The organism is Stutzerimonas stutzeri, assembly GCF_000219605.1.
Lineage (GTDB): Bacteria > Pseudomonadota > Gammaproteobacteria > Pseudomonadales > Pseudomonadaceae > Stutzerimonas > Stutzerimonas stutzeri.
In genome coordinates, this window is sequence record NC_015740.1 from 2,455,343 (window position 1) to 2,479,938 (window position 24,596).

Genomic DNA, 24,596 nt, shown 5'->3' on the forward strand with positions numbered 1-24,596 from the left:
TCATCCAACGAGGAGAAATAAGAAATGCTCAAGACCCCCATCGCCCGGGGCGTGGCCCTCGCCACTCTGGGAGCAACACTGGCTATCCCAACCATGGCTCAAGCCGCCTTCATCGAAGACACCAAGGCTGGCCTGGAACTGCGTAACTTCTATTTCAACCGCGACTATCGCAACGAGGGTGGAAACACCGCATCTACCGCTAGCGGCCAGTCGAAGTCCGAAGCTTGGGCTCAAGGTTTCCTGCTGCGCGTTGAGTCGGGCTATACCGAGGGCACCGTTGGTTTTGGTGTTGACGCGCTCGGTCTTCTGGGGGTGAAGCTCGATGGCGGCGCCGGCCGCACTGGCAGCGGTCTGATGCCCGACAACTACGACCACAAAACTCCAGACGATTGGTCAGAGATCGGGTTTGCGGGCAAGGCAAAAGTATCCGAGACCGTTCTGAAAGTAGGTACTTTGCAGTTCAAAAATCCTGCCATCGGCACTAGCGACAGCCGCCTGCTGCCTCAGACTATGCAGGGCGCGCAAATCGTCTCCAAAGAAATCAAAGGTCTGACACTTGATGCTGGCTATGCAAACCGCATCAACCATCGCGATTCCACCAACAACCAAGTGATGTCTTTGAATACCGGTGGTCGCCGTGGTATTAGCGTTGATGGTGGCACGCCGAATAATCAATCTGACGACTTCCGCTTCTTGGGCGGTAGCTACCAAGTCACCAAAGATCTGACAGCTACTTATTACTACAGCAACCTTGAAGAACTTTATAAGCAGCACACGTACAACCTTGTGCATGTACTGCCGATCGCTGACGGCCAGTCGCTGAAGACTGATCTGCGGTACTCGCGCTCCAAAGACGACGGCAGCACCAACGTTGACAACAAAGCGTTCGGCGCCATGGTTACTTACTCGCTGAGCGGCCATAGCTTCGGCGTCGGCTATCAGAAGATGAGCGGCGACACCGGCTTTGCTTATGTTGGCGGCGCGACCGATCCGTTCCTGGTCAACTACGTCCAGATCAATGATTTCGCCAACGCTGATGAGAAATCCTGGCAGGCTCGCTACGATTTCAACTTCGCGTCCATCGGTATTCCGGGCTTGACCTTCATGACCCGCTACATCACTGGTGACAACTTCGAGCGCGCCAACGGCACCGAAGGAAAGGAGTGGGAACGCGACATGGACATCGGTTACACCTTCCAGGAAGGTGCGCTGAAGAACCTGAACGTCAAATGGCGTAACGCGACTGCTCGTAACAACTACGGCAACGACATCGACGAAAACCGTCTGATCGTCAGCTACACCATTCCGCTGATGTAATTAGCGGCTATAGCACGATCGTGCTGTAGAACAAGAAAACCCGCTTCGGCGGGTTTTCTTTTGGTTATTTTCCAGATTTGCCATAGCGACGAGCCAATCTTTCTTCCGCCAACCTCATATCAATCGGATATCCCCAACGAAACGGGAACCTTTGCAGCGGCAGCATGCTCGAAACTTGAGGCAGCGGGACCTTTCGTCGCCGCTAGATTCAGAAAAGGAGCTGCGAATGTCTACCGAATCCACCTTCGGCACCAGCGACAACACCCCGATCCCCGAGGGCCCCGCTGGGAGCACCCGCCCCCTTATCGACACGTCGGCCCATCGCCGCAACCTGCAGGCTGCGCAGAACGCCCTGATCGAGGAATTCCATACCCTGATCGGCGACACCGAACGCCTGCTCAAGCACACGCAGGAAACTGCAGGTGGCCAGACCGAAGAGCTACGCAGCAAGATCAACGCGAACATCGCCAAGGCGCGTGAGATGTTGAAAGACCGCGAAAGCTCGATGCGCGATCAGGGTCAGGCAGCCATCCAGTGCACCGAGGAATATGTACATAGCCACCCGTGGCAGTCGATTGGCATCGCCGCCGGTGTCGGTTTCCTGCTCGGCTTGATCACACGTCGCTGATGGGAGAACCGCAGATGGAAGCGAAGCCCGGCTCAGAAGCTCCCAGACCGTCGCTGAAGAAGCTGGGCGGCGCGTTCGTCGGCCTGCTCCAAGGGCATTTGGAGCTGGTGGGCATCGAGGTTCAGGAAGAAAAAGCCCGGACGTTTCGGCTTTTTCTCCTGGCTGGCGTCAGCCTGATTCTTGGCCTACTGGTTCTGGTCGGCCTCTCGGCCGCGATCGTGATCGCGTTCTGGGAAACCCACCGAATGGCAGCAATCCTGACGTTGTGCGCCATCTATGCAGTGATCATGATCATCTGTATCAGCCGAGCCATTTCACTGGCCAAGAAATGTGCAGCGCCGTTCCAGGCCACTCTTGAAGAGCTGGAGCGTAACCGGGAGCGTCTATTGCCATGAGTCGACCCCTGAGCACCTCGAACGAGTTAAGCATGCGTAAGGATCTGGTGCGCCTTCGCATGGAAATGCATCGCCAGCAGATGCTCTACCACGCACAACCACTTTCCCATCCGCTTCAGCAGATCAAGGGATTCGTAACCTCCCGGCGCTCATCTGCCGACGCCTCTTCAGGCAAGGGCCCGCTGGTGATTGCCGCCACGGTTGTACTGGCTCTGTTCGGTCGCCGGATGGGCAGGCTGGGCAAGCTGGCTCGTGTCGCCTTGACGGTTTACCCCCTGATCAAAGGTCAGCAGAAGTTGCGCGAAAAGTTGCATTAATCGCTGGAGCAACACCTGTTGTACTGGCAGCTCGATCCAGCTTCAACTGGGTCAAGCTGCGTGTGCGCGCGGGTCGCATAGTGCGATAGTAGCGATTCGCGGCTGGACGGTTATGGTAGCTTTGCACCAGCCCGCTAATGGCAATATGGAGATGGTCTTGGACTGGCACACACTGCTTACCCGTGAACGACTCGGCAAGTCCGCTCATAGCAGCGACGAGCTGGGGCGCAGCCCGTTCCACAAGGATCATGACCGCATCATTTTCTCCGGCGCGTTTCGCCGCCTCGGCCGCAAGACCCAGGTCCATCCGGTTTCCAGTAACGACCATATCCATACCCGGCTTACCCATTCGCTCGAAGTGAGCTGCGTGGGGCGCTCGCTCGGCATGCGCGTCGGCGAAGTCCTTCGCGATGACTTGCCCGAGTGGTGCAGCCCCGCCGATCTCGGCATGATCGTCCAGTCGGCCTGCCTCGCCCATGACATCGGCAACCCGCCATTCGGCCACTCCGGGGAGGATGCCATTCGCTGCTGGTTTCAGCAGGCTGCGGGACGCGGTTGGCTGGACGACATGACGGATGCGCAGCGGGCGGACTTCCTCAACTTCGAGGGCAATGCCCAAGGCTTCCGTGTGCTCACGCAGCTGGAGTATCACCAGTTCGACGGAGGCACCCGGCTTACCTACGCCACGCTGGGCACCTATCTCAAATACCCATGGACGTCTCGCCATGCCGAGGCGCTGGGGTACAAGAAACACAAGTTCGGTTGCTACCAGAACGAGTTGCCGTTGCTGGAGCAGATCGCACACAAGCTGAACCTGCCGAAGGTTGCCGATCAGCGCTGGGGGCGCCACCCCCTCGTGTATCTGATGGAGGCCGCGGACGACATCTGCTACGGGCTGATCGACCTCGAAGATGGCCTCGAAATGGAGTTGCTCGAGTACGCGGAGGTCGAGGAGTTGCTGCTGGCGCTGGTTGGCGACGACATTCCGGAAACCTATCGCCAACTCGGCCCAGGCGACTCCAGGCGCCGCAAGCTGGCGATCCTGCGCGGCAAGGCCATCGAGCACCTGACCAATGCCGCTGCCGCTGCGTTCGTCGAACAGCAGAATAACCTCTTGCGCGGCGAACTGCCGGGCGACCTGGTCGAGCATATGCACGGTCCTGCCAAGGCCTGCGTGGTGCAGGCGAAAGCGATGGCCCGCCAGAAGATTTTCCAGGACAAACGCAAGACCCTGCACGAGATCGGCGCCTACACGACGCTGGAGATCCTGCTCAACGCTTTCTGCGGGGCGGCGCTGGAACAGCATCGCGGCGGTACACCTTCATTCAAGAACCAGCGGATCCTCGATCTGCTCGGACGCAGCGCACCCTCTCCCGAGCTACCGCTCTACCAGTCGTTTCTGCGAATGATCGATTTCATCGCCGGCATGACCGACAGTTACGCCACGGAAATGGCCGGAGAAATGACCGGTCGCTCCAGCCCGGTCTGACCCCATGAAGCGTCTGTTGCGGCAAAGCATTCACTGGCATCCCGGGCGCCCCGCCTGGGGCGCGGCGATGGTCGCAGGCTTCGGCTGTGCGCTGCCGCTATTGCTGGGCCTGTTCAGTGGTCACCCGGGTTTTCTCTGGGCGACGGTAGGTGCATTCCAGGCCGCCAAGGCCAATCCGCTTCATCGCTTCGGCATGCTACGGATGCTGCTCCTTATCGCACTGGGCGCCGGCAGTGCCGGCCTGGGTTTCTGGTCAGCCACCCACCCGTTGATCAGCCTCGGCCTGTTCGCCTTCTACGGTTTGCTTCTGGCCTGGTTGCAACGATATGGCAGCGAAGCCGGCAAACTCGGCATCGGCCTGGCGATCTGCCTGTGCCTCGGCCAGGGCCAGCATGGCGTCGCCGATTTCAACAACCCCTATGCGATTGCCGTGCTGTTCGCGCTTGGCGGTCTGTGGGTGACGCTGCTGGCGTTCGGTCTGCGCGGCATGCATGGCTTGCGTATGTGGCCGTACATGCCACGATTGCTGAGCATCCTGCGGGTGCTGCGGCGGCACGCTCGACGGACGCCGATCCGGCAATGGCGAGTACACGCGCTGACCTACATGCTGGCCGGCGCGCTGGGTGGTGTGATCGTGAACATGGCGCAGTTGCCGAGAGGCTACTGGCTGACGCTGGCGGTGTTCACCACATTGCAGATGGACCTCGAGCGCAGCCTGGTTCGCGCGCTGCAGGCCAGCCTCGGAATCCTGGCTGCCGCCGCCATCCTCATCTACATCGGACATGGCCTGGCCGACCCGCCGCTGATGGTTATGATCCTGCTGCCGCTGGTTGTGCTCGGCAGGGCCTTCCAGGCGAATCACTACGGGCTGTTCGTGCTGCAGACCACCCTGCTCTTCCTGCTGCTGGCAGAAACCCTGGCGCAGGATTGGAACCTGCCGCAGATACGCCTCATCAATGCCAGCCTTGGCGTGGGCGTTGCGTTGCTCATCGCAACGCTGATGCACCTGCTGCATCTGCTGCTGGCCAGGCGCTCACGAAGGAAAGCCCAGCTGGCAGCAGCGCAACGAACCGACGAGCAGACTACTTCTCGGTCCTGATCGGGTTTTCCGGATACCACACATCCATCAGAGGGCTGACGTTGTACTCAGCAAGCTCGCTACGGCCTTTCAGCCAGGCATCCACCTTGGCGCGCTGCTCTTCGGTGACCGAACCACGGCGCGCCAGGCAGACGAAACCGTAGTCTTCACCGCCGATATAACCAAGCTCGTTGGCTTCCATCGCCTCGCTGATGAATGCTTCGAGGAAGTCATCCACGGCCTTGCTTTCGATACCTTCGCGATAGGTGAGATTGATCTCGAAGCCCAGCTCCTGGAACTCATCGACACAGAGTTTCTTGCGCAGGCGACGCGAACGATTGGTAGCCATTGGATCGATCCCTTTTTCAACGTGATGACGGCGCGCACTCTAACAGCAACCCGATGCCAAGGCGATGACCGAGAACCGCCACCGCAACGGCTCGCCACCTTTTTTTGCAGTAACCCCTGCGACGCAGCTACGCTTATCGGATAGAGGCACAGCGCCTCTACGGGCCGGGCATAATGGCCCGCAATCGTTCCCTTAGTGCAGTGGGAAATCGCATGCCGAATCGAATCGCCAGCAGCCCCCTGTGTGCGCTCAGAGGCGCTCGCAAATGAACAGAATCCTTCGTGGTATCTCCCTGGCCGTTCTGGCCTTGCCCATTGCGCTGCCGATTCATGCGGCCGGCGTGAACCAGACGCTGCCAGCCCGTGTGGAACAGGCGCTCAAGGCCAACAAGATCAACAACGATGCGCTGTCGGTCGTCATGCTGCCGCTTACCGGCAACGCGGCACCAACAATCGTCAATGCAGACGTATCGGTCAATCCCGCCTCGACCATGAAACTGGTCACCACCTACGCCGCACTTGAACTGCTCGGGCCCAATCATCAGTGGAAAACCGAGTTCTATGCCGACGGTCCGCTGGTGGATGGCGTGCTCAATGGCAATCTTTATCTGAAAGGTGGCGGCGATCCCAAGCTGAACATGGAGAAGCTCTGGTTGCTGCTGCGTGATCTGCGCGCCAACGGTGTGAGCAAGGTCACCGGCGATCTGGTGCTGGATCGCAGCCACTTCGTCCAGCCCGACCTGCCGGTATTCGACGATGACGGCGGCGACCAGAACAAGCCGTTCCTGGTCGGCCCCGATTCGCTACTGGTCAACCTCAAGGCGCTGCGCTTCATCGTCCGCAACGATGGGGGCAAGGTGAACGTGGCGGTGGAGCCGCCCATTGCCAGCGTCCGCATCGACAACCGCGTTCAGGCCTTGCCGGCAGCCAAATGCCCAGGCTGGCCAGAGGTGCTGTACAACCCCGTTGCCGACGGCGACGGGGTCACCGTGGTGGTCACGGGCAAGCTCGCCGCTGGTTGCAGCGCGCAGACCTATCTTTCCCTGCTGGACCACGAACGCTATGCCGCAGGCGCGGTGCGGGCGATCTGGGGCGAACTCGGCGGCAGCATCCTGGGCACTGATCGTGTCGCCCAGGTACCGAGCAGCGCCCGCCTGCTGGCCAGGGCCTACTCCCCGGACCTCACCGAGATCATTCGCGACGTCAACAAGTACAGTAACAACACCATGGCCAAGCAGCTGTTCCTGAGCCTGGGTGCTGCGTTCCGCAACGAAGCGGATGCCGATGACGCCAAGGCGGCACAGCGAGTGATCCGTCAGTGGCTGGCCAAGAAAGGGCTGATTTCCCCGCACCTGGTGATCGAAAACGGCTCCGGCCTTTCCCGTGCCGAGCGGGTCAGCGCGCGTGAACTGGCGAGTTTGCTGCAGGCCGCCTGGCGCAGCCCCTACTCGGCCGAGTTCATCTCCTCGATGCCCTTGGCGGCCGTGGACGGCACCATGCGCAAGCGTCTGCGCAACACGCCGGTCGCCGGCAAGGCACACGTGAAGACGGGCACGCTGAATACCGTGCGCGCGATCGCGGGCTACAGTCGAGACGGCGACGGCAATGTCTGGGCGGTGGTCGCGATCCTCAACCACCCGCGTCCATGGGGCGCCTCGTCGATCCTGGATCAGGTGCTGGTCAGCCTGTACAACCAGCGCAGCGAAAGCACCGCTCAGCGCTGATTGCTACAGAAAGAGCGGGCCTGCCTGAGGCCCGCGCAGAACCGTCATCACCGTGCCTGGAGTTTCCAGGCACGGTGGATTCGCGGATTGCGGCGGAAGTCCTCATCCAGCGTTGAAGCCGTGATTTCCTCTACTGCGTAACGATCCATCAGGCTCGCGTCCAGCACGAACTTGCGGAAGTTGTTGGAGAAATACAGCGTCCCGCCGGTAGCCAGCCGCGCCATCGCCAGGTCGAGCAGGGCAACGTGGTCACGCTGCACGTCGAACACGCCTTCCATGCGCTTGGAGTTGGAGAAGGTCGGCGGGTCGATGAAGATCAGGTCGTATTCGCCGCGATCCGCTTCCAGCCAGGCCATCACGTCTCCCTGTTCCAGCCGCTGGCGGTCCGAGAAGCCGTTGAGCGAAAGGTTGCGCCGCGCCCAGTCCAGATAGGTCCTGGACAGGTCGACACTGGTAGTGCTGCGGGCGCCGCCCTTGGCCGCGTGCACGGTTGCCGTTGCGGTATAGCAGAACAGATTGAGAAAGCGCTTGCCGGCCGCTTCGCGCTGTATGCGCAGGCGCAGCGGGCGATGGTCGAGGAACAGGCCGGTATCCAGGTAGTCGGTCAGGTTGACCAGCAGCTTGACGCCACCCTCGCTGACTTCGAGAAATTCACCCTGGGAGGCCTGGCGCTCGTACTGGCGAGTGCCGCTCTGGCGCTCGCGACGTTTGACCACCACCTTCTCGCGCGCAATGCCCAGCGCCTGCGGAATAGCCGCCAGGGCATCGAGCAGGCGAGCCTGGGCCTTGTCCGGATCGATGGAGCGTGGCGGAGCATATTCCTGCACATGCACCCAATCGCGATACAGATCGACCGCCAATGCGTACTCCGGCATATCGGCATCGTACAGTCGATAACACTCGATGCCTTCGCGACGCGCCCATTTGCCGAGCTGCCGCAGGTTCTTCTGCAAGCGGTTGGCGAACATCTGCCCACCTTCGCTCAGACGTGCCTGCTCCACCGGAGCCTGCTGAGGCTGTGGCTCGGTGGAGGCGGCGCGCTGGCCGGTAACGAACTGGTCCAACTCGACCTTGATCAGTAGCAGTTTGCACGGCAGTGCACCGTTCCAGAAGGCGTACTGCTTGTGGCTGCGGATACCCATGCGTTTGCCGAGGTCCGGAGCGGCAGTGAACACTGCAGCCTCCCAGCCTAGGCAGGCCTGGCGCAGGCGCTCGCCCAGGTTCTGGTAGAGATAAAGAAGGCTGGCCTCGTCACCCAGGCGTTCGCCGTAAGGTGGGTTGCAGATGACCAGCCCTTTCTGGTTCTGGTCTGGGCGCGGCTCGAAACTCCCGACGTCACCCTGGTAGATACGAATCCAGCTCGACAGTCCGGCGCGCTCGATGTTGTTGCGACCAGGCTGGATCAGACGCGGATCGGCTTCGTAGCCACGAATCCACAGCGGTGGTCTGGCCAAACCGGCCTCCGCGCGCGCCTGGGCGTCGGCGTGCAGGCGATTCCACAGCGCCGGCACATGCCCCAGCCAGGCGCTGAAGCCCCAGCGTTCGCGCTTGAGATTGGGTGCGATATCTGCCGCCATCATCGCGCCTTCCACCAGGAAGGTACCCACACCGCACATGGGGTCGGTCAGCGCACCACCAGCGGCGGCGATGCGCGGCCAGCCGGCGCGGATCAGGATGGCGGCGGCAAGGTTTTCCTTCAGTGGTGCAGCACCTTGCTGCAGACGATAGCCGCGTTGATGCAGGCTATGACCGGACAAGTCCAGCGAGAGCACGGCCTGCCCCTTGTCCAGGCGCAGGTGCACCCGCAGGTCGGGGTCGAGCTTATCAATGCTTGGCCGCTCGCCCGATGCGCTGCGCAGCCGGTCGACGATGGCATCCTTGACCTTGAGCGCACCGAAATGCGTGTTGTCGATCCCCGAACCACGCCCGCTGAACTCCACGGCCAGGCTGCCGGATGGCAGCAGGTGCTCGGCCCAATCGACGGCGTGCACGCCCTGGTAGAGCGTCTCGGCATCGACCGTCGGGAAGCGACTGATCACCAGCAGTACGCGGTTGGCCAGGCGTGACCACAGGCAAAGCCGATAGCCCACCTCCAATGCGCCATACCCGCGAACGGCAGAAGTCTGTTCGCGCCCCTCCTCCAGACCAAGCGCGGTGGCCTCCTCAAGCAAAAGGCCTTCGAGCCCCTTGGGGCAGGTCAGGATCAGTTCATGGCGATCGGTCATGGCGTTTCCAGAAAAAGTGCTGCGGGCCGCTACGACCCTTTCGTCGGAACAAACGCAGCAACGAACAAAAAATGAATGGCAAGAAAAAGATGGCTGGCAATTAGGCGGGGCGGCCGGGCGTGCACTTCAGATGCCTCGCCGACTCCGGCTTATGGGCAGAACCATAGATTCGTTACCTACTTATGACAAAACGATCATTCCAGCCTCAGGGGCATTGGGTTAGAACTCACCTCAGGCCGTCATCGCAAGGATGTCGGCGAGGCGCGCCACGCCGGCAGCGCGCTTCAATCGGCAGTCTATCTGCCCGGTCTCGCCATGAGGCCACAGGAACACCAGTCAACCACTGAGGGCAATACCCAATGAGAAGACTCAAGCGTGATCCGATGGAACGAGCATTTCTGCGCGGTTATCAACATGGCATACATGGCAAATCTCGCGACCTCTGTCCCTTCTCCCATCCCCAAGTTCGCCAAGCCTGGATCAACGGCTGGCGGGAGGGTCGCGGCGACAACTGGGATGGTCTGACCGGCACGGCCGGTCTGCATAGACTCAACGAACTTCACGCGGTCGGCTGATTTACCGATCCACCCGACTTGATACGGCACGCCCTACCCGGGCGGCGGGCTAGAAGCCCAGGGGCTCCAAACAGGAGCCCCTTCCCACCACCTACTTCGCCTGCGAACGCAGCGCCGCGATGGCATCCACCGCCTCGCGGATCAGTGCCGGTCCCTTGTAGATGAAGCCTGAGTACAACTGGACCAGGCTGGCACCCGCCTCGATCTTCTCGGCCGCGTGACGACCCTCGGTGATACCGCCTACGGCGATGATCGGCAGTCGCCCACCCAGCGTCTGCGCCAGCACTTTCACCGTATGGGTGCTCTTGTCCCGTACCGGCGCGCCGGACAGGCCACCTGCCTCATCGGCATGCGCCAGGCCGGCGACGCCTTCGCGGCCAAGAGTGGTATTGGTGGCGATGATCGCGTCCATTCCCGCCTGGAACACGGCCTCCCCCACCAGCGCGGTTTCATCATCGGTCATGTCCGGCGCGATCTTGATGGCCAGCGGTACACGCTTGCCATGCATGATCTCCAGATCTTCACGACGCAGCCGCAACGCGTCGAGCAACTGCTTGAGCGAGTCGCCGAACTGCAGGCTGCGCAGGCCCGGAGTATTGGGCGAACTGACGTTCACGGTGACATAGCTGGCGTGGTGGTAGACCTTGTCGAGGCAGAGCAGATAATCCTCATCGGCGCGCTCGACGGGGGTGTCGAAATTCTTGCCGATGTTGATCCCCAGCACGCCTTTGAACCTGGCCGCTTCGACACGAGCCAGCAAGGCATCGACACCGTGGTTGTTGAAGCCCATGCGATTGATGATCGCCTCGGCTTCCGGCAGGCGGAAGATTCGCGGCTTCGGGTTGCCGGGCTGCGGGCGCGGCGTCACGGTGCCGACCTCGATAAAGCCGAAACCCAGCTGCGACAGCCCGCGAATGGCCTCACCGTTCTTGTCCAGCCCCGCGGCCAGACCTACCGGGTTGGGAAAGTCCAGCCCCATCACCCGCACTGGCAGGCTGGCCGGCGGCTTGCTAAGCATCGCATTCAGCCCGAGACGGCCGCCCGCGCCAATCAGCTCGAGGGAAAGTTCGTGGGAAGTTTCCGGAGATAACTTGAACAACAGCTGGCGGGCCAGGTTATACATACGCAGCCTAAAGTCTCGGTAAAGGTGGACGCGGAGTATAGCAGCCCGAGGTCCGTACAGCCGCAGCGGCGGGTGATGAAATACGGGCGTCGCCAGCAGTCGGCGAGGCGCGTCATTTCAGCCGCCGCAAGCCCAGCAACTGACCCTGTTCGGCAAACTCGAGCTCGAAGGAACCATATACGCCTTCGTGGGTCAGAAACGGGCGCAGATGATGCGCAGGCAGGCTGACCCGCGTGCCATCGCGACTTCGGATCAGGATGCGATTCGCATGGCCTTGGTATACCGCTTTCATTCGTTCGGCGGATAGCGCGATATCCAGCACCAGATTTGGCATGGAGGCTCCTCAGTGATCTACCCAGCGATATTGCCACATCGACACGCCATGATTGGCCGCCCCTGGTGCGTGTGGCATCGGCACGCGCGGTGCAAAGCCCGTGCGCAAATGCCACAGGTCTGCCACACTTCGGCCGTAGCCCTGAGAGCTCAAGCATCATGATGAGCCTGCCCGAGCCCATGCCTTCATTGACATCTCAAATCGCCAGACTTGCGCAACGCCTCGGGCTGCGCTCGAAGTCCGCGCTTCCCGTACAGGAACGCGCCAGCGGTCTGCAGTTGCCATTCGCGCGCCTGCCCGAGCCCGAACCGAGCATCTTCTGGAACGATGGTCCGTGCCTGCAACGCCTCCTGGAGCTGCCGCGCGGTGCGCTGTCCGGTCCGGTTCAGGAGGACAAGGCCCGCGCCCACGCAGCCCTGACTCGGCTGGTAAGCAAGCTCAGCGTGCAGACGCTGGTCGACCTGCGCCAGGTCGACGGCTTCGGCGCGCAGCGCAAGAACGAGCCCAGCTACCCGACCTTCGAGGCCTTCGCCAGCACAGCGGCATGTCGGCAGGTTCGCATCATCAGCTACAAGGACTTCGCCCGCGCCCTTGGCACTGCCCTCCCCGGCTTCGACACAGGCGCAACGATCGAGCTGCGTCAGGCCAGCTGGCTCGGCGAACGCCTCTACTGGGCCGGCGATCATCACCTCGAAGCGTTCGCCTCCGCCGTGGCCTATGCTCGCCTGCGCGGGCTGGAAGTATCACTGCCCGCCAACGTCACCGAATATCGACTCGACCGTCCCGGCCTGCATGCGCTGGATGCGGACTACCATGCCGTTACTATGCCTGCGCAGGCCTGGAGCGATCGCGAATTCATGGCGCTGCTGCTGGACAGCCATGTCCCCTACGCCCGCCTGACGCTGTTGCGCGACACCAGCAACTCGGAGCTGCTCCTGCTGGAGAGACGCGACCCGACTGCAAACGCCATCGGCGAAGGGCTCAAGCTGGCCGGCGCGCCGGATCTGATCCGTTATCTGCGTGACCTGCCGCAGATTACCCGCTTCAAGGTCGGCCAGCCGTCGCAGGACTGAACCGCACCACGGTGCGATTTCGAACGCAGCTCAAATAGAAAAGCGCACCGCTGCCGCGGTGCGCTTTTTTTGTGTTTGACCAAATGTACGCCCCCTGCGACCTGTGCGCAGGGGGCGCAGCGGTTCAGCCATGCCCTACCGATTGCGCCAGCCCCTGCAGCTCCCGACTGGCAACGGCATAGATCGCATAGTCATTGCCGCTGGCGCTGCGCAACTCGGCAAGCATCGATCGCCACCGCTCCAGCGGAGCCGGCCGCAGGGCCAGCCAGCTATCGACTCGCTCGCCGATCGACTCCGGTCCGTTGTCCATCTGCAGCACAGACACCGTGATGCTGCGCTGCTGCGAATCGAGGTCGTCGCGGAAGCCTTCGCGGGCCATCGCCTGCCAGTTGTTGGACACCGGCATGTTGGTCAGCTGGTGCAGATACCACGGCAGCTCCAACGCCCCGCCGACGGCGAAATACGCCGCGGCCACGTGCGCCGGAACCTGCCCGGTTTCGTCGGCGGCCTCGAGGATCGGCAGCAGCGTGTACAGATGGTTCGTGCCGGCAACCATGCGCGCCAGCAGCTCGGGCACGCCAGCTTCGGTGTAACGCCGATAGCGCTCCTGCCAATGGTCGCGGGTCGAGCCTTGCAACAGCTCGTCCAGCTTCAATCCCAGGGCTGCAACCCGCGGACCGAAATGCGCTACATCCCGCGCGGCATCCAGTTCGCTGCGCCGGTTACGCAGGAACCAGCGCGTCGCACGCCGACCGAGACGCATCAGCTCATCCATCAGACTGAGCTGCAGCTCGGCAGGCACCTTGTGGTCCAGCGCCTCGATCTGGCGGAACCAGTGCGGCAGATGGAAGATATCGCGCACGATGACATAGGCTCCGGCCACATTGGCGGCGCTCATGCCCGTCGCCTCGTGCAGCCGCTGAACGAAGGTGATGCCCATGTTGTTGACCAGATCGTTGGCGATCTGGGTACTGACGATCTCGCGCTTGAGGCGGTGCTGCAACATGGCACCACGGAAGCGTTCGACCAGCTGCTGCGGGAATGCGGTTTCCATCTCGCGCGCGAGGTAGTCATCGTCCGGCACACGGGAATCCAGCAGCGCCTTCTTGAGCTCGATCTTGCTGTACGAGATCAGCACCGACAGCTCCGGACGGGTCAGCCCCTTGCCGATATTGGCGCGCTCGGCGAGCGCCTCGTCAGAAGGCAGGAACTCCAGCGCGCGATCGAGCTGTCCGGAAGCCTCCAGCGCATTGATCAGCCGCACGTACTCGGAGGCCCGCTCACGGGAGCGATGCTGCGCCTGGGACAGTGCCTGGGTCTGCTTGTAGTTGTTCTGCAGCACCAGATCCGCCACCGCATCGGTCATATCGAACAGCAACTGGTTGCGCTGCTTGGCGGTCATGTCTCCCGCGCTGACAACCTCGTTGAGCAGAATTTTGATATTCACCTCATGGTCGGAGCAGTCGACCCCACCGGCATTGTCGATGAAGTCGGTGTTGCTCGAGCCACCATGCAGCGCGTACTCGACGCGTCCCAGCTGGGTCATGCCGAGGTTGCCGCCCTCGCCCACCACCTTGGCGCGCAGATCGGCGCCGTTGACCCGCACCGCATCGTTGGCCTTGTCGCCGACCTCGGCGTGGCTTTCGCCGCTGCTCTTCACATAGGTGCCGATGCCTCCGTTCCAGAGCAGATCCACCGGCGCCTTGAGCAGGGCGTGAATCAGTTCGGCCGGCGTCAGCTGATCCGCCTCGATGGCGAAACGCTCCTTCATCTGTGCGGTGATCTGCACCCGCTTGGCCGAACGCGGGAAAATGCCGCCGCCCTCGGAGATCAGCGAAGCGTCGTAGTCGGTCCAGGATGACCGCGGCAAGTCGAACAGGCGTTTGCGCTCGGCAAAGCTGCGTGCGGGGTCGGGATTCGGGTCGATGAAGATATGCAGATGGTTGAAGGCTGCCACCAGTTGCAGGGTTTCGGACATCAACAGGCCATTGCCGAATACGTCGCCGGCCATGTCACCAATGCCGATCACGCTGATCACATCGGTCTGCACGTTGATGCCGCGTTCACGGAAATGACGCTGCACCGATACCCAGGCACCACGGGCCGTGATGCCCATCTTCTTGTGGTCGTAACCCGCCGAGCCGCCCGAGGCGAAGGCATCGCCAAGCCAGAAGTCGTACTCGGCGGCAATGCCGTTGGCAATATCGGAAAAACTCGCCGTACCCTTGTCCGCGGCAACCACCAGATAGGGATCATCGCCGTCGTAACGCAGCACGTTGGCGGGTGGAACCACCTGGCCCTCGCGCAGGTTGTCGGTGATATCCAGCAGCCCGCTGATGAAGATGCGATAGCAGGCGATGGCTTCGGCCTGAATATCGTCACGCGAGCCGGTGGTCGGCAGCCGCCGCGGCACGAAGCCGCCCTTGGCCCCACCCGGGACGATGACCGCGTTCTTCACCTGCTGCGCCTTGACCAGGCCGAGTACCTCGGTGCGGTAGTCCTCCTCGCGATCCGACCAGCGCAACCCGCCACGGGCCACCTTGCCACCGCGCAGATGTACGCCCTCCACCCGCGGCGAATAGACGAAGATCTCGTACATCGGTGCCGGCCGCGGCATTTCCGGAATGGCCCGGGGATCGAGCTTGAAGCTGAAATACGGCTTGGGTTTGCCGCTGGCGTCCGGCTGATAGAAGTTGGTACGCAGCGTTGCCTGAATCAGGGCCAGGTAGCGCCGCAGAATCCGGTCCTCGTTGAGTACCGCCACGTCATCCAGGGCGCTGAGGATCGCCTGCTCCAGGCGTTGCTGCTTGTCGGCCAGGTCTTCGTCACCCAGCTTGCGCGCCAGGTAGAAGCGCATCTTGAACAGTCGAACCAGCTCACGCGCGATGTCGGTGTGGTTGAGCAGCGCGCTGGCGATATAGCCCAGATCGAAGCCCATGCGGATCTGCTTGAGATAGCGCGCATAGGCCCGCAGCAGCGCGACCTCCCGCCAGGCGAGGCCCGCCGTCAGGACCAAGCGGTTGAAGGCATCGTTCTCGGCGAAACCGCCATAGATGTGGATGAAGGCGTCCTGCAGCGCCTCGTTGATCTCCAGCAGATCGATTTCCAGGCCTTCGGAATAGGTGAAGGCGAAATCATGGATCCAGTAGTCGCGGCCGCTGCTGTCGCGCAGCTGGAACGGAAACTCACCGAGCACGCGCAAGCCCAGGTTCTCCATGATCGGCAGGATGTCCGACAGCGGCAGCGGCGTATCCAGGTGGTAAAGCTTGCAATGCAGGCGGTTCTCTTCCGCGGTGATCGGCTGGTAGAAACTCATCACCAGCGGACGCTCTTCGCTCAGATCGAGCACATGCTGCATGTCGACGGTGGCCGATTGCGGCGAGAAGCGCTCGCGGTAGCCGGCCGGGAAGCCCTTGGGAAACTGGCTGAGCAGGTGCGTGCCCTTCGCTTCGCCGAAGCGCTCGACCACCAGGCCCTGGTAATCGTCCTGCCAGGTACGGCAGGCCTGCAGCACTTCCTGCTCGAGACGCGCCGGATCGACCTGCAGCGCTCGGCTGGGGTCCAGGCGCAGAATGAACTGCACCCGCGTCAGTACGGATTCGGAGAAATAGGTGGAGAACTCGCAGTCGCTCGCCTCGAGCCGCTCCTGCAGAACCTGCTGGATCTTCAGCCGCGTCTCGGTGGAATAGCTGTCGCGCGGCACGTAGACCAGGCAGTAGCAGAAGCGACGGTACGGATCGAAGCGCAGGAACAGCCGCAGGCGATTGCGCTCCTGGATCTGCACGATGGCGATGGCATTTTCGAACAGCTCGTCGATGGGCGCCTGGAACAGCTCGTCGCGCGGCAGCACTTCCAGAACCTGCACCAGCTCCTTGGCCAGGTGCGCCGAGTTGCCGAAGTTGGCGCGCTGTACCACCGTCTCGACCTTGCGCCGGATGAAGGGGATGCGCCGCACGCTCTGGGTGTAGACCGACGAGGTGAACAAACCGAGGAAGCGGCACTCGCGCACCACTCGGCCCTGCTCGTCGAATTCGCGCACCGAGACGAAGTCCGGATAAGCCGGGCGGTGCACACGGCTGGGCATCGCCGCCTTGGCGAACGACAGCAGAAGCGGCTCGCGCAGATAGCTGACCGACTGGCCGGTAAGCGATTGCTCCTCCTGCGACAGCCCGGTGCGCATGCTGCGCGAGAGCCCCAGCAGCGAATTCTCGTCATAGACGATCTGACCGCCGTCGCCCTGCTCCAGCACGGAGAACTCCTCGTAACCGAGGAAGGTGAAGTGGTCATCGGCCAACCAGCGCAAGAAGTCACGGATCTCGTCCAGCTCATCGGCATCAATGCGCAGGTTGACCTGCTCCAGCCGCGCCTGCAGGTCGCCTACCTTGCCTTTCATGGCCGCGAAGTCACCTACCACCTGACGCACGTCGGCCAGCACACCGAGCAGCGACTGCTCCAGCTCGCGCAGGGCCGAAGCGCTGGCGCAACGGTCGATCTCGACGAAGATGAGCGATTCGGCGTGGCTGTCCGGGGCGCGCTCGTCCTTGGGCAGCAGCTCCAGCAATGTTCCGTCGGCTGCGCGGCGCACCTGCAGGACACTGGTTTGCAGGGTGTGGATGCTGTAACCACGGCGGGTCAGCTCCATGCGCACCGAGTCGACCAGGAACGGCATGTCCGGATGCAGCACCTCGACCACGCTGTGGGTGGATTGCCAGCCATGCTTTTCATAATCGGGATTGAAGACCTGCACTTCCGGCACGGCAGGGTCGAAGCGCTCGAGCAGCCGCCAGCTGGCCAGCGTCGAGCCAACCAGGTCGCTCATGCGCCGCTCGGTCAGCTCGGGCAAGGCGACGATGCCGAAGAACTGTTCGGCGAACAGATTAAGTTGGGGCAGGATTTTCGGGTCTACGTGTTGGGCCAACGCTGTCTGCAATTGCTGCTGAAAGTCGGCCTTGCTGGCCGCTGAAAAGAACGCCATGTATGGCTCCGCTTGGCTTGCTGGGGAAAGGCTCGTCGGTAGTGACTGACGGCACAGGACGAAGGTTCAAGGTTAGTCTAGACGAGGGTTAATGCAGTAAAGTGGCGCATCCCTTGCGGCCCTCTGCGACCGTCTGTAGCAGCCGATGACGGCCACGCTGGCATCGGCGTCAACAGCCGGGGCCAGCCGCCCACCAGGAAGAACCGAAACGATGGACCACCGTGAATCGATAGTCGCGCTGCGGCAGTTCCTGTCCACACAGATCCTGGGCCAGGAACGGCTCATCGAACGCCTGCTGATCGCCCTGCTCGCCGACGGCCACATGCTTGTCGAAGGGGCGCCGGGGCTGGCCAAGACGCGGGCGATCAAGGAGCTCGCCGAAGGACTGGAAGCGGAGTTTCACCGCATCCAGTTCACCCCCGACCTGCTCCCCGCCGACATCACCGGCACCGAGATCTATCGTCCGGAAACCGGCAGCTTCGTTTTCCAGCAAGGGCCGATCTTCCACAACCTGGTGCTGGCCGACGAGATCAACCGTGCGCCGGCCAAGGTGCAATCGGCACTGCTCGAGGCCATGGCAGAGCGCCAGGTCAGCGTGGGCCGCAGCACTTACGATCTGCCGCCGCTGTTCCTAGTGATGGCGACGCAGAACCCCATCGAGCAGGAAGGCACCTACCCGTTGCCCGAGGCGCAGCTGGATCGCTTCCTGCTGCATGTGAAAATCGGCTTTCCCGATGCCTCGGTGGAACGCCGCATCCTGCAACAGGCCCGCGGCGAAGCCATCAATGGCGAGGCGGCGCCGGAGCATCGGGTCAGCCAGCAGGCGATCTTCGCCGCACGCAAGGACATCCTCGGTCTGTACATGGCCGATGCGGTAGAGGAATACCTGGTGCAGCTGGTGATGGCGACCCGCACGCCGGCCAAGTTCGATGCCGAGCTGGCCGAGTGGATCGCTTACGGCGCCAGCCCCCGCGGCTCGATCGCGCTGGACCGCTGCGCCCGCGCCCATGCCTGGCTAGCCGGTCGCGACTTCGTCAGCCCCGAGGACATTCAGGCGATGCTCTTCGATGTGCTGCGCCATCGCCTCATCCTGTCCTTCGAGGCGGAGGCGGCCGGCATCGATCAGGATCGGGTCATCCAGCGCATCCTGGACGTGGTCGCGGTGGCCTGATGCAACCGCAGGCGTCGGGCACCGGGCAGCCGCCCGAACAGGACATCGGTGTCCGGGTGAGCCTGTCCGAACTCATCGACATTCGTCACCGTGTGCGCGAGGTCCCGCTGTTCTCCACGCCACACAGGCGCAGCCCGCTGGTGGGGCTGCATCATTCCAAGCTGCGCGGCCGCGGCGTGGATTTCGATCAGGTGCGCGTCTACCAGGCCGGCGATGACGTGCGCACCATCGACTGGCGGGTGACCGCCCGCACCCAGGAGCCGCACACCAAGCTGTTCCACGAAGAACGCGAACGGCCCATCTACATCGTCGTCGAACAGAGCCCGCGCCTGTTCTTCGGTAGCGGCCGGCAATTCAAATCGGTACTGGCGGCCCAGGCAGCCGGATTGATCGGCTGGGCCGCGCTCAGCCACAACGATCGCGTCGGCGGACTGGTGTTCGGCAGCGAGCAGCAGGAGATCAAGCCGCGCCGCAGCAAGCAGAGCCTGCTGCAGCTGCTCGATCGCATCACCCGCGCCAACCGGCAGCTGCGGCCGGACAGCCCACTCGACCCGGAGGCCTTCAGCCTGGCGCTACGCCGCGTACGCGAAGTGCTGCGGCCCGGTAGCCTGTCGGTGATCCTCTGCGACGAACGCACCCTGAGCGACGCCGCCGAACAGCAGCTCAGTCTGCTGGCGCGCCATGTCGATCTGTTGCTGCTGCCAGTGTTCGACCCCCTCGATCGTGCATTGCCCGCAGCCGGGCTGCTGCGCTTCAGCCAGGGCAACGCACGGCTGGAGCTCGACACCCACGACGCTACCCTGCGCCAACGCTACCGCGAGCTGGGCGAGGCGCGCAGCGCGCGTTGGCAGCGCCTGGCCGATCGCCTGCGGGTGCCGCTGATGCCGCTCGATACCCAGCATGACCTGGTCGAGCAGCTGCGCGAACACCTGAGCGTTCGTCACCCGAGCGCGCGGCCATGAACCCGCTCGACCAGCTCGCTCCCCTGATCGATCCGGAGCCCATCTCCTGGTGGCCGCCGGCACCCGGCTGGTGGCTGCTTGGGCTGGCGTTGCTGCTCGGACTCGCTGCGCTCTGGCGGTTTCGCCATCGACTCATCAAACGCAAGCCGCGCGTGCCCCCCGAGCCGGTACTGGACCCGCAACGCCAGGAGGCGCTGGCGGAACTGGCCCGCCTGCACAAACCCTATGGCGGCCAGCCCGCCAGCCAGTGGCTGCAGCAGCTGAACGCCCTGCTCAAGCGCCTCTGCCGCATTCGCTACCCTGCTGACCATCCGCACACGCTCAGCGGGCGGGCCTGGCTGGCATTTCTCGACAGTCGCTGCCCGGCGGCCGGTCTGACGCGCTGGATGGTCCTCGTCGAAGGCGCCTATCGGGCCGAATGCCGCCTCGACGACAAGGCGATCGACGGCCTCGAGCAATCCGTCGACATCTGGATTCGCAAACATGTTTGAGTTGGCCTGGCCCTGGGTCTTCCTGCTGTTGCCGCTGCCCTGGCTGCTGCGCGCACTGCTGCCGCCAGCCGATAGCGGCGAGGCCGCCCTCAAGGTCAGTTTCCTCGATGAACTGCAGCAGCTGGCCGGCCGTCGTGCGCGGGTCGCGTTGCCTGCCTGGCGCCAGCAACTGCCCTATCTCACTGTCTGGCTGTTGCTGCTGTTCGCCGCAGCGCGCCCACAATGGCTGGGCGAGCCGCTGCCATTGCCCACCAGTGGCCGCGACCTGCTGCTCGCAGTGGATGTCTCCGGCTCGATGGATTACCCGGACATGCAGTGGCAAGGCGAGGAGCTCACCCGACTGGAGCTGGTCAAGGTGCTGCTCGGCGACTTCATCGAGCAGCGCCACGGCGATCGGGTCGGTCTGATCCTCTTCGGCAGCAAGGCCTACCTGCAGGCGCCGCTGACCTTCGACCGACGTACCGTGCGTGTCTGGCTGGACGAGGCGCGGGTCGGCATCGCGGGCAGCAATACCGCCATCGGCGATGCCATCGGCCTTGCCGTCAAGCGCCTGCGCGAGCGCCCGACCAACAGCCGCGTGCTGGTCTTGATTACCGATGGCGCGAACAACGGCGGCGAACTCGATCCACTGTTGGCCGCGACACTGGCCGCAGAAGAGAGCGTGCGCATCCACACCATCGGCATTGGCGCGGTCCCGGAAGAAGGGGGCGTGCTCAGCCGTTTCGGCTTCAACCCGGGGCTGGATCTGGACGAACCGACGCTGCGCGCCATTGCCGAGCAGACCGGCGGCGAATACTTCCGCGCCGCGTCCAGCGCCGAGCTCAAGGCCATCGGCGCAGCGCTGGACCGCCTCGAACCTGCCGCGCAGCAGCCGACCCAGGCACGCCTGGCCGAAGCGCTTTACATCTGGCCCCTCAGCGCTGCGCTACTGATCAGCCTGCTGATGGTCGCGGCCAATCTCTGGAGCGCGCAGCTGCAACGCCTGGCATGGCGACGGGAGCAGCGGCGATGAGCGAGCTGCTGCCCCACCTGCTTCGCCCCTGGTGGCTGGCCATCGTGCCGCTGCTGGCCTGGCTGCTCTGGCGCCTCTGGCATAGACAACTGCAGGTCGGCCGGTGGCAGCGGCTGCTGCCGGAAGCCTTTCACGCGGCCTTGCTGACCCGCGGCCGGCTGCGCCACAGTCGCCTGCCCTGGCTGGTGCTGGGGCTCGCCTGGCTGCTGGCGGTCATCGCGCTGCTCGGCCCGAGTTGGCAGCGCTTCGAGCAGCCCAGCATCAAGCGCAGCGACCCACTAGTGGTCCTGCTGGAAGTCACGCCTTCGATGCTGGCGGCCGACGTCGCCCCCACCCGCCTCGAGCAGGCCAAACGCAAGCTGCTGGACCTGCTGGAGCGGCGCCAGGACGTGCAGACCGCCGTAGTGGTATTCGCCGGCAGCGCACATACCCTGGTGCCGCTGTCCGACGATCTGGCGACCACCCGCAACCTGCTGGCGGCCGTACACCCGGCACTGATGCCCGAGCCCGGCCAACGTGCAGACCTGGCCGTTGCCAGGGGGCTCGAACTGTTGCGTCAGGCAGGCCTCGGCCGCGGACGCCTGCTGCTGATCGGCAGCAGTCTGGACCAGCACGAGCGCAGCGCCATTGCCACGCTGCTGCAAGGGCAAGGCGAGCGGCTGCTGATGCTTGGCGTGGGGACCGAACAGGGTGCCCCGATTGCCGGCGAGAACGGCAGCTTCCTCAAGGATACGAACGGCGCGATCCTGATTCCGCGGCTGGACAACGCCGGGCTGCAGCGCTTCGCAACCGAGCTCGGCGGGCGCTACCGTCAGGCACGTCTCGGCGATGAAGACCTCGCGGCGCTGGGGCTGCTGGACCAAGCCGGCACACTGCAGCGCGACGACGGAGTGACCCGCCTGGAGGCCTGGCTCGACCAGGGCTATTGGCTGCTGCTGCCCTTGCTCCTGCTGGCCGCGCTGGCTGGCCGTCGCGGCTGGCTGTTCTGTCTGCCATTGCTGCTGTTGCAGCCGCAACCGGCCAGCGCATTCGAGTTCGAAGATCTCTGGCTGCGCCGCGACCAGCAAGGCCAACGCCTGCTGGAGGCGGAACAACCGGCGAAGGCCGCCGAGCGCTTTGCCGACCGGCGCTGGCAGGCGATGGCGCTGTATGAGGCCGGTGACTACGCCGGTGCCGCCGAACGCTTCGCCGAAGGCAATACGGCCGCCGACCACTACAATCGCGGCAACGCCCTGGCACGCGACGAGGCTCTGGAGGCCGCCATCGAAGCCTATGAACAGGCGCTTGAGCTGCAGCCCGACCTGCAAGCGGCGCAGCGCAACAAGGCATTGGTGGAGGAGCTGCTGCGCCGCCGTCAGGAGCAGGCCGAGCCAGAGCCTGAGCAGCAGGAACAGGAACAGACGGAGCCGGACGAGCCGCAGCCACAGTCGCAACCACCGGAGTCCGGCTCGGCCAGCAGTCCGTCGACGGAGGACGCACAGGGCGAGCCGGCCAGCGAAGCCAGTGGCGCCCCGCAGGCATCCACAAGCGAAGCGACGGACGAAACCGGCGAATCGTCCGCTCAGGCACAGCACGAGGGCCTGCCCGATCTGGAACGGCAACAGGCCACCGAACAATGGCTGCGGCAGATTCCGGACGATCCCGGCGAGCTGTTGCGGCGAAAATTTCTCTACGAACAACGCAAGCGCCAGGGAACCAATCGATGAAGCGCCTGATGGCTTTTCTCCTGCTCTGCATCCTGGCCGGACAGGCGACCGCCGCCGGCCTGTTCGCCCGTGTGGATCGCACCCAGCTGAGCATCGACGAAACCCTCGAACTCAGCCTGGAAAGCCAGGGCGGCGCCGTCTTCGGCAAACCCGATCTGGAGCCGCTGGAGGAACTGTTCGAGGTCTTCGACACCCGCCAGGTCAACCAGCTGTCCAGCAGCAACGGCGAAGCCCGGGCGATCACCCGCTGGCTGATCACCCTGCGCCCACGCCAGACCGGCTACGTCGTCATTCCGCCGCTGCAGCTGGGCGACTGGCGCAGCGAGCCGATTACCCTGCTGGTCCAGGAGTCGCTCAAAAGCAGCGAAGGCGATCAGCTGGCGCCCATCTTCATCGACTCCAGCGTCGATCAGGAAAGCGTCTACGTGCAGGCCCAGGTGATTCTCACGCTGCGCATCTACCATTCGGTCTCGCTGTACGACGACAGCACGCTTTCTCCGCTGCAGATGCCCGAAGCGCTTGTGGAGCGCCTCGGCGAGCCGCGCACCTACGAGAAGACCATCAACGGCATCCGCCACGGCGTCATAGAGGTGCGCTATGCGCTGTTCCCGCAGAAATCCGGTGAACTGACCATCCCCGCTCAGCTGTTCAGCGCCACCACCGTCACCAACGGCAGCAACTCGGTATTCGGCTCGCGCGGCGGCCGGTCCACCCAGGTCCGCTCGCCGAGCATCCCGCTGACGGTCAAGGCCAAACCGGCCGACTATCCAGCCGGCGCGCCCTGGCTGCCGGCGCGCAGCCTGACGCTGGTCGAAGCCTGGAGCCCGGAGCCGCAGCAGGCCCAGGCCGGCGAATCGCTCACCCGCAGCCTGCTGCTCAAGGCCGAGGGGCTGACTAGCACGCAGCTGCCGGCGATCGGCTCCACACCGAGCGCCGAACTGCGCCGTTACCCCGACCAGCCCAGCCTGGCCAACGAGGTCAGCTCAGCCGGCCTGGTCGGCAGTCGCGAACAGCGCGAAGCCTTGATCCCCACCCGCAGCGGGCCATTGCAGCTGCCTGCTCTCGAAGTCGTCTGGTGGAACACGGTCGAAGATCGCCTGGAGCGCACCACGCTTGAGGCGCGAACGCTGGATGTCGCGGACAATCCGAATCTCGCCCCGCCAGCGGCCGAACCACCGGTGCTGTCTGCAGTACCCGCCGAACAGGCCGTGCTCTGGCCGTGGCAGCTGAGCACAGCGCTGCTGGCACTCAGCACGCTGATCGGCTTCGGTCTGTGGCTGCATGCGCGGCGCCAGCCTGCGGTGCAGCGCGCACTGCAACCCGGCCCTACTCCGCGCAGCCTGCTCGACGATCTGCGCCGCGCCTGCCAGGCCAACGATACACAGGCCACCCGCCAGGCACTGGACGCCTGGGCGCGGCAGCAACCGGAAACACTGGCGGACATGGCCGCGCGTTTCGTGCCGCTTTCCGACGCCCTGGACGGCCTGAATGGCGCGCTGTATAGCGAAGCCGGCCAACGCTGGCAGGGCGATGCGCTGTGGCAGGCGATCCAGGCGCTGCCACCGGCCAGCAGCCCGGATCTCGACCAGGAACAGGGTGCATTGCCGCCGCTCTATCCACGCTGATGGCCGTCTTTGGGCGGCACTGGCGAAC

Annotated in this window: 20 protein-coding genes; 15 read left to right on the forward strand and 5 right to left on the reverse strand. The window is 63.7% G+C overall.

Features of this window, described 5'->3' with window-relative positions:
* The first annotated feature begins 24 nt into the window (after nucleotides 1–24).
* The 6 genes from PSTAB_RS11355 to PSTAB_RS11380 all read left to right on the forward strand — a co-directional run bounded on the left by PSTAB_RS11355 (nucleotide 25) and on the right by PSTAB_RS11380 (nucleotide 5,245).
* Nucleotides 25–1,317 carry an OprD family porin gene (locus PSTAB_RS11355; protein ID WP_013983007.1) on the forward strand — a complete coding sequence of 431 codons (1,293 nt, stop codon included), beginning with the start codon at nucleotides 25–27 and terminating at the stop codon, nucleotides 1,315–1,317.
* 226 nt (nucleotides 1,318–1,543) lie between these two features.
* Nucleotides 1,544–1,945, forward strand: a complete 402-nt coding sequence (locus tag PSTAB_RS11360; RefSeq protein WP_011913496.1) for an ElaB/YgaM/YqjD family protein — start codon at nucleotides 1,544–1,546, stop codon at nucleotides 1,943–1,945.
* 14 nt (nucleotides 1,946–1,959) lie between these two features.
* Nucleotides 1,960–2,340: a phage holin family protein gene (locus PSTAB_RS11365; protein ID WP_011913497.1), complete on the forward strand. Its 381-nt coding sequence runs from the start codon at nucleotides 1,960–1,962 to the stop codon at nucleotides 2,338–2,340.
* Nucleotides 2,337–2,657, forward strand: a complete 321-nt coding sequence (locus PSTAB_RS11370) for a hypothetical protein (RefSeq protein ID WP_041771739.1) — start codon at nucleotides 2,337–2,339, stop codon at nucleotides 2,655–2,657. The genes PSTAB_RS11365 and PSTAB_RS11370 overlap by 4 nt, the downstream gene beginning before the upstream one ends.
* A 157-nt stretch (nucleotides 2,658–2,814) precedes the next feature.
* On the forward strand, nucleotides 2,815–4,146 hold the full coding sequence (locus PSTAB_RS11375; RefSeq protein WP_011913499.1) for a deoxyguanosinetriphosphate triphosphohydrolase: 1,332 nt from the start codon (nucleotides 2,815–2,817) through the stop codon (nucleotides 4,144–4,146).
* A gap of 4 nt (nucleotides 4,147–4,150) precedes the next feature.
* Nucleotides 4,151–5,245, forward strand: coding sequence for an FUSC family protein (locus tag PSTAB_RS11380; RefSeq protein ID WP_013983010.1), 1,095 nt, complete (start codon nucleotides 4,151–4,153; stop codon nucleotides 5,243–5,245).
* On the opposite strand, the gene PSTAB_RS11385 is transcribed toward PSTAB_RS11380, so the two are convergent.
* Entirely contained in the window at nucleotides 5,229–5,573 is a 345-nt protein-coding gene (locus PSTAB_RS11385; protein WP_011913501.1) for a YggL family protein, read from the reverse strand. The genes PSTAB_RS11380 and PSTAB_RS11385 overlap by 17 nt on opposite strands.
* Nucleotides 5,574–5,838: 265 nt before the next feature.
* Between PSTAB_RS11385 and dacB the strand changes: the two genes are divergently transcribed.
* Nucleotides 5,839–7,296, forward strand: coding sequence for a D-alanyl-D-alanine carboxypeptidase/D-alanyl-D-alanine endopeptidase (dacB, locus tag PSTAB_RS11390; protein ID WP_013983011.1), 1,458 nt, complete (start codon nucleotides 5,839–5,841; stop codon nucleotides 7,294–7,296).
* Nucleotides 7,297–7,343: 47 nt separating this feature from the next.
* Here dacB and rlmKL read toward each other — a convergent pair whose 3' ends face one another.
* Nucleotides 7,344–9,521, reverse strand: coding sequence for a bifunctional 23S rRNA (guanine(2069)-N(7))-methyltransferase RlmK/23S rRNA (guanine(2445)-N(2))-methyltransferase RlmL (gene rlmKL / locus PSTAB_RS11395; RefSeq protein ID WP_013983012.1), 2,178 nt, complete (start codon nucleotides 9,519–9,521; stop codon nucleotides 7,344–7,346).
* Nucleotides 9,522–9,880: 359 nt separating this feature from the next.
* On the opposite strand from rlmKL, the gene rmf reads away from it, so the two are divergent.
* Nucleotides 9,881–10,096: a ribosome modulation factor gene (rmf, locus tag PSTAB_RS21230; protein WP_011913504.1), complete on the forward strand. Its 216-nt coding sequence runs from the start codon at nucleotides 9,881–9,883 to the stop codon at nucleotides 10,094–10,096.
* Nucleotides 10,097–10,187: 91 nt separating this feature from the next.
* On the opposite strand, the gene PSTAB_RS11400 is transcribed toward rmf, so the two are convergent.
* Both PSTAB_RS11400 and PSTAB_RS11405 read right to left on the reverse strand, forming a co-directional pair.
* Nucleotides 10,188–11,219 carry a quinone-dependent dihydroorotate dehydrogenase gene (locus PSTAB_RS11400; protein WP_013983013.1) on the reverse strand — a complete coding sequence of 344 codons (1,032 nt, stop codon included), beginning with the start codon at nucleotides 11,217–11,219 and terminating at the stop codon, nucleotides 10,188–10,190.
* 112 nt (nucleotides 11,220–11,331) lie between these two features.
* Complete coding sequence (locus tag PSTAB_RS11405; RefSeq protein ID WP_011913506.1) at nucleotides 11,332–11,553, reverse strand: DUF2835 domain-containing protein; 222 nt, start codon at nucleotides 11,551–11,553, stop codon at nucleotides 11,332–11,334.
* Between the two features lie 158 nt (nucleotides 11,554–11,711).
* Between PSTAB_RS11405 and PSTAB_RS11410 the strand changes: the two genes are divergently transcribed.
* Nucleotides 11,712–12,626, forward strand: a complete 915-nt coding sequence (locus PSTAB_RS11410; protein ID WP_013983014.1) for a DUF6685 family protein — start codon at nucleotides 11,712–11,714, stop codon at nucleotides 12,624–12,626.
* 124 nt (nucleotides 12,627–12,750) lie between these two features.
* Here the strand turns inward: PSTAB_RS11410 and PSTAB_RS11415 are convergent, their stop codons facing one another.
* On the reverse strand, nucleotides 12,751–17,601 hold the full coding sequence (locus tag PSTAB_RS11415) for an NAD-glutamate dehydrogenase (protein ID WP_013983015.1): 4,851 nt from the start codon (nucleotides 17,599–17,601) through the stop codon (nucleotides 12,751–12,753).
* A 211-nt stretch (nucleotides 17,602–17,812) separates the two neighbouring features.
* On the opposite strand from PSTAB_RS11415, the gene PSTAB_RS11420 reads away from it, so the two are divergent.
* Genes PSTAB_RS11420 through PSTAB_RS11445 form a run of 6 tightly spaced genes read left to right on the forward strand, consistent with a single transcriptional unit; the run spans nucleotide 17,813 to nucleotide 24,568 of the window.
* Nucleotides 17,813–18,772, forward strand: a complete 960-nt coding sequence (locus PSTAB_RS11420; RefSeq protein ID WP_013983016.1) for an AAA family ATPase — start codon at nucleotides 17,813–17,815, stop codon at nucleotides 18,770–18,772.
* Complete coding sequence (locus PSTAB_RS11425; RefSeq protein ID WP_013983017.1) at nucleotides 18,772–19,734, forward strand: DUF58 domain-containing protein; 963 nt, start codon at nucleotides 18,772–18,774, stop codon at nucleotides 19,732–19,734. The genes PSTAB_RS11420 and PSTAB_RS11425 overlap by 1 nt, the downstream gene beginning before the upstream one ends.
* Complete coding sequence (locus PSTAB_RS11430) at nucleotides 19,731–20,225, forward strand: DUF4381 domain-containing protein (RefSeq protein WP_013983018.1); 495 nt, start codon at nucleotides 19,731–19,733, stop codon at nucleotides 20,223–20,225. The genes PSTAB_RS11425 and PSTAB_RS11430 overlap by 4 nt, the downstream gene beginning before the upstream one ends.
* A complete protein-coding gene (locus PSTAB_RS11435; protein ID WP_013983019.1) occupies nucleotides 20,218–21,237 on the forward strand; it encodes a vWA domain-containing protein in 1,020 nt (339 codons plus the stop codon). Before PSTAB_RS11430 ends, PSTAB_RS11435 begins: the two co-directional genes overlap by 8 nt.
* Nucleotides 21,234–22,943 (forward strand): VWA domain-containing protein, encoded by a 1,710-nt coding sequence (locus tag PSTAB_RS11440; RefSeq protein WP_013983020.1) that lies wholly within the window; start codon nucleotides 21,234–21,236, stop codon nucleotides 22,941–22,943. Before PSTAB_RS11435 ends, PSTAB_RS11440 begins: the two co-directional genes overlap by 4 nt.
* A complete protein-coding gene (locus PSTAB_RS11445; protein ID WP_013983021.1) occupies nucleotides 22,940–24,568 on the forward strand; it encodes a BatD family protein in 1,629 nt (542 codons plus the stop codon). The genes PSTAB_RS11440 and PSTAB_RS11445 overlap by 4 nt, the downstream gene beginning before the upstream one ends.
* The last annotated feature ends 28 nt before the right edge of the window (nucleotides 24,569–24,596 follow it).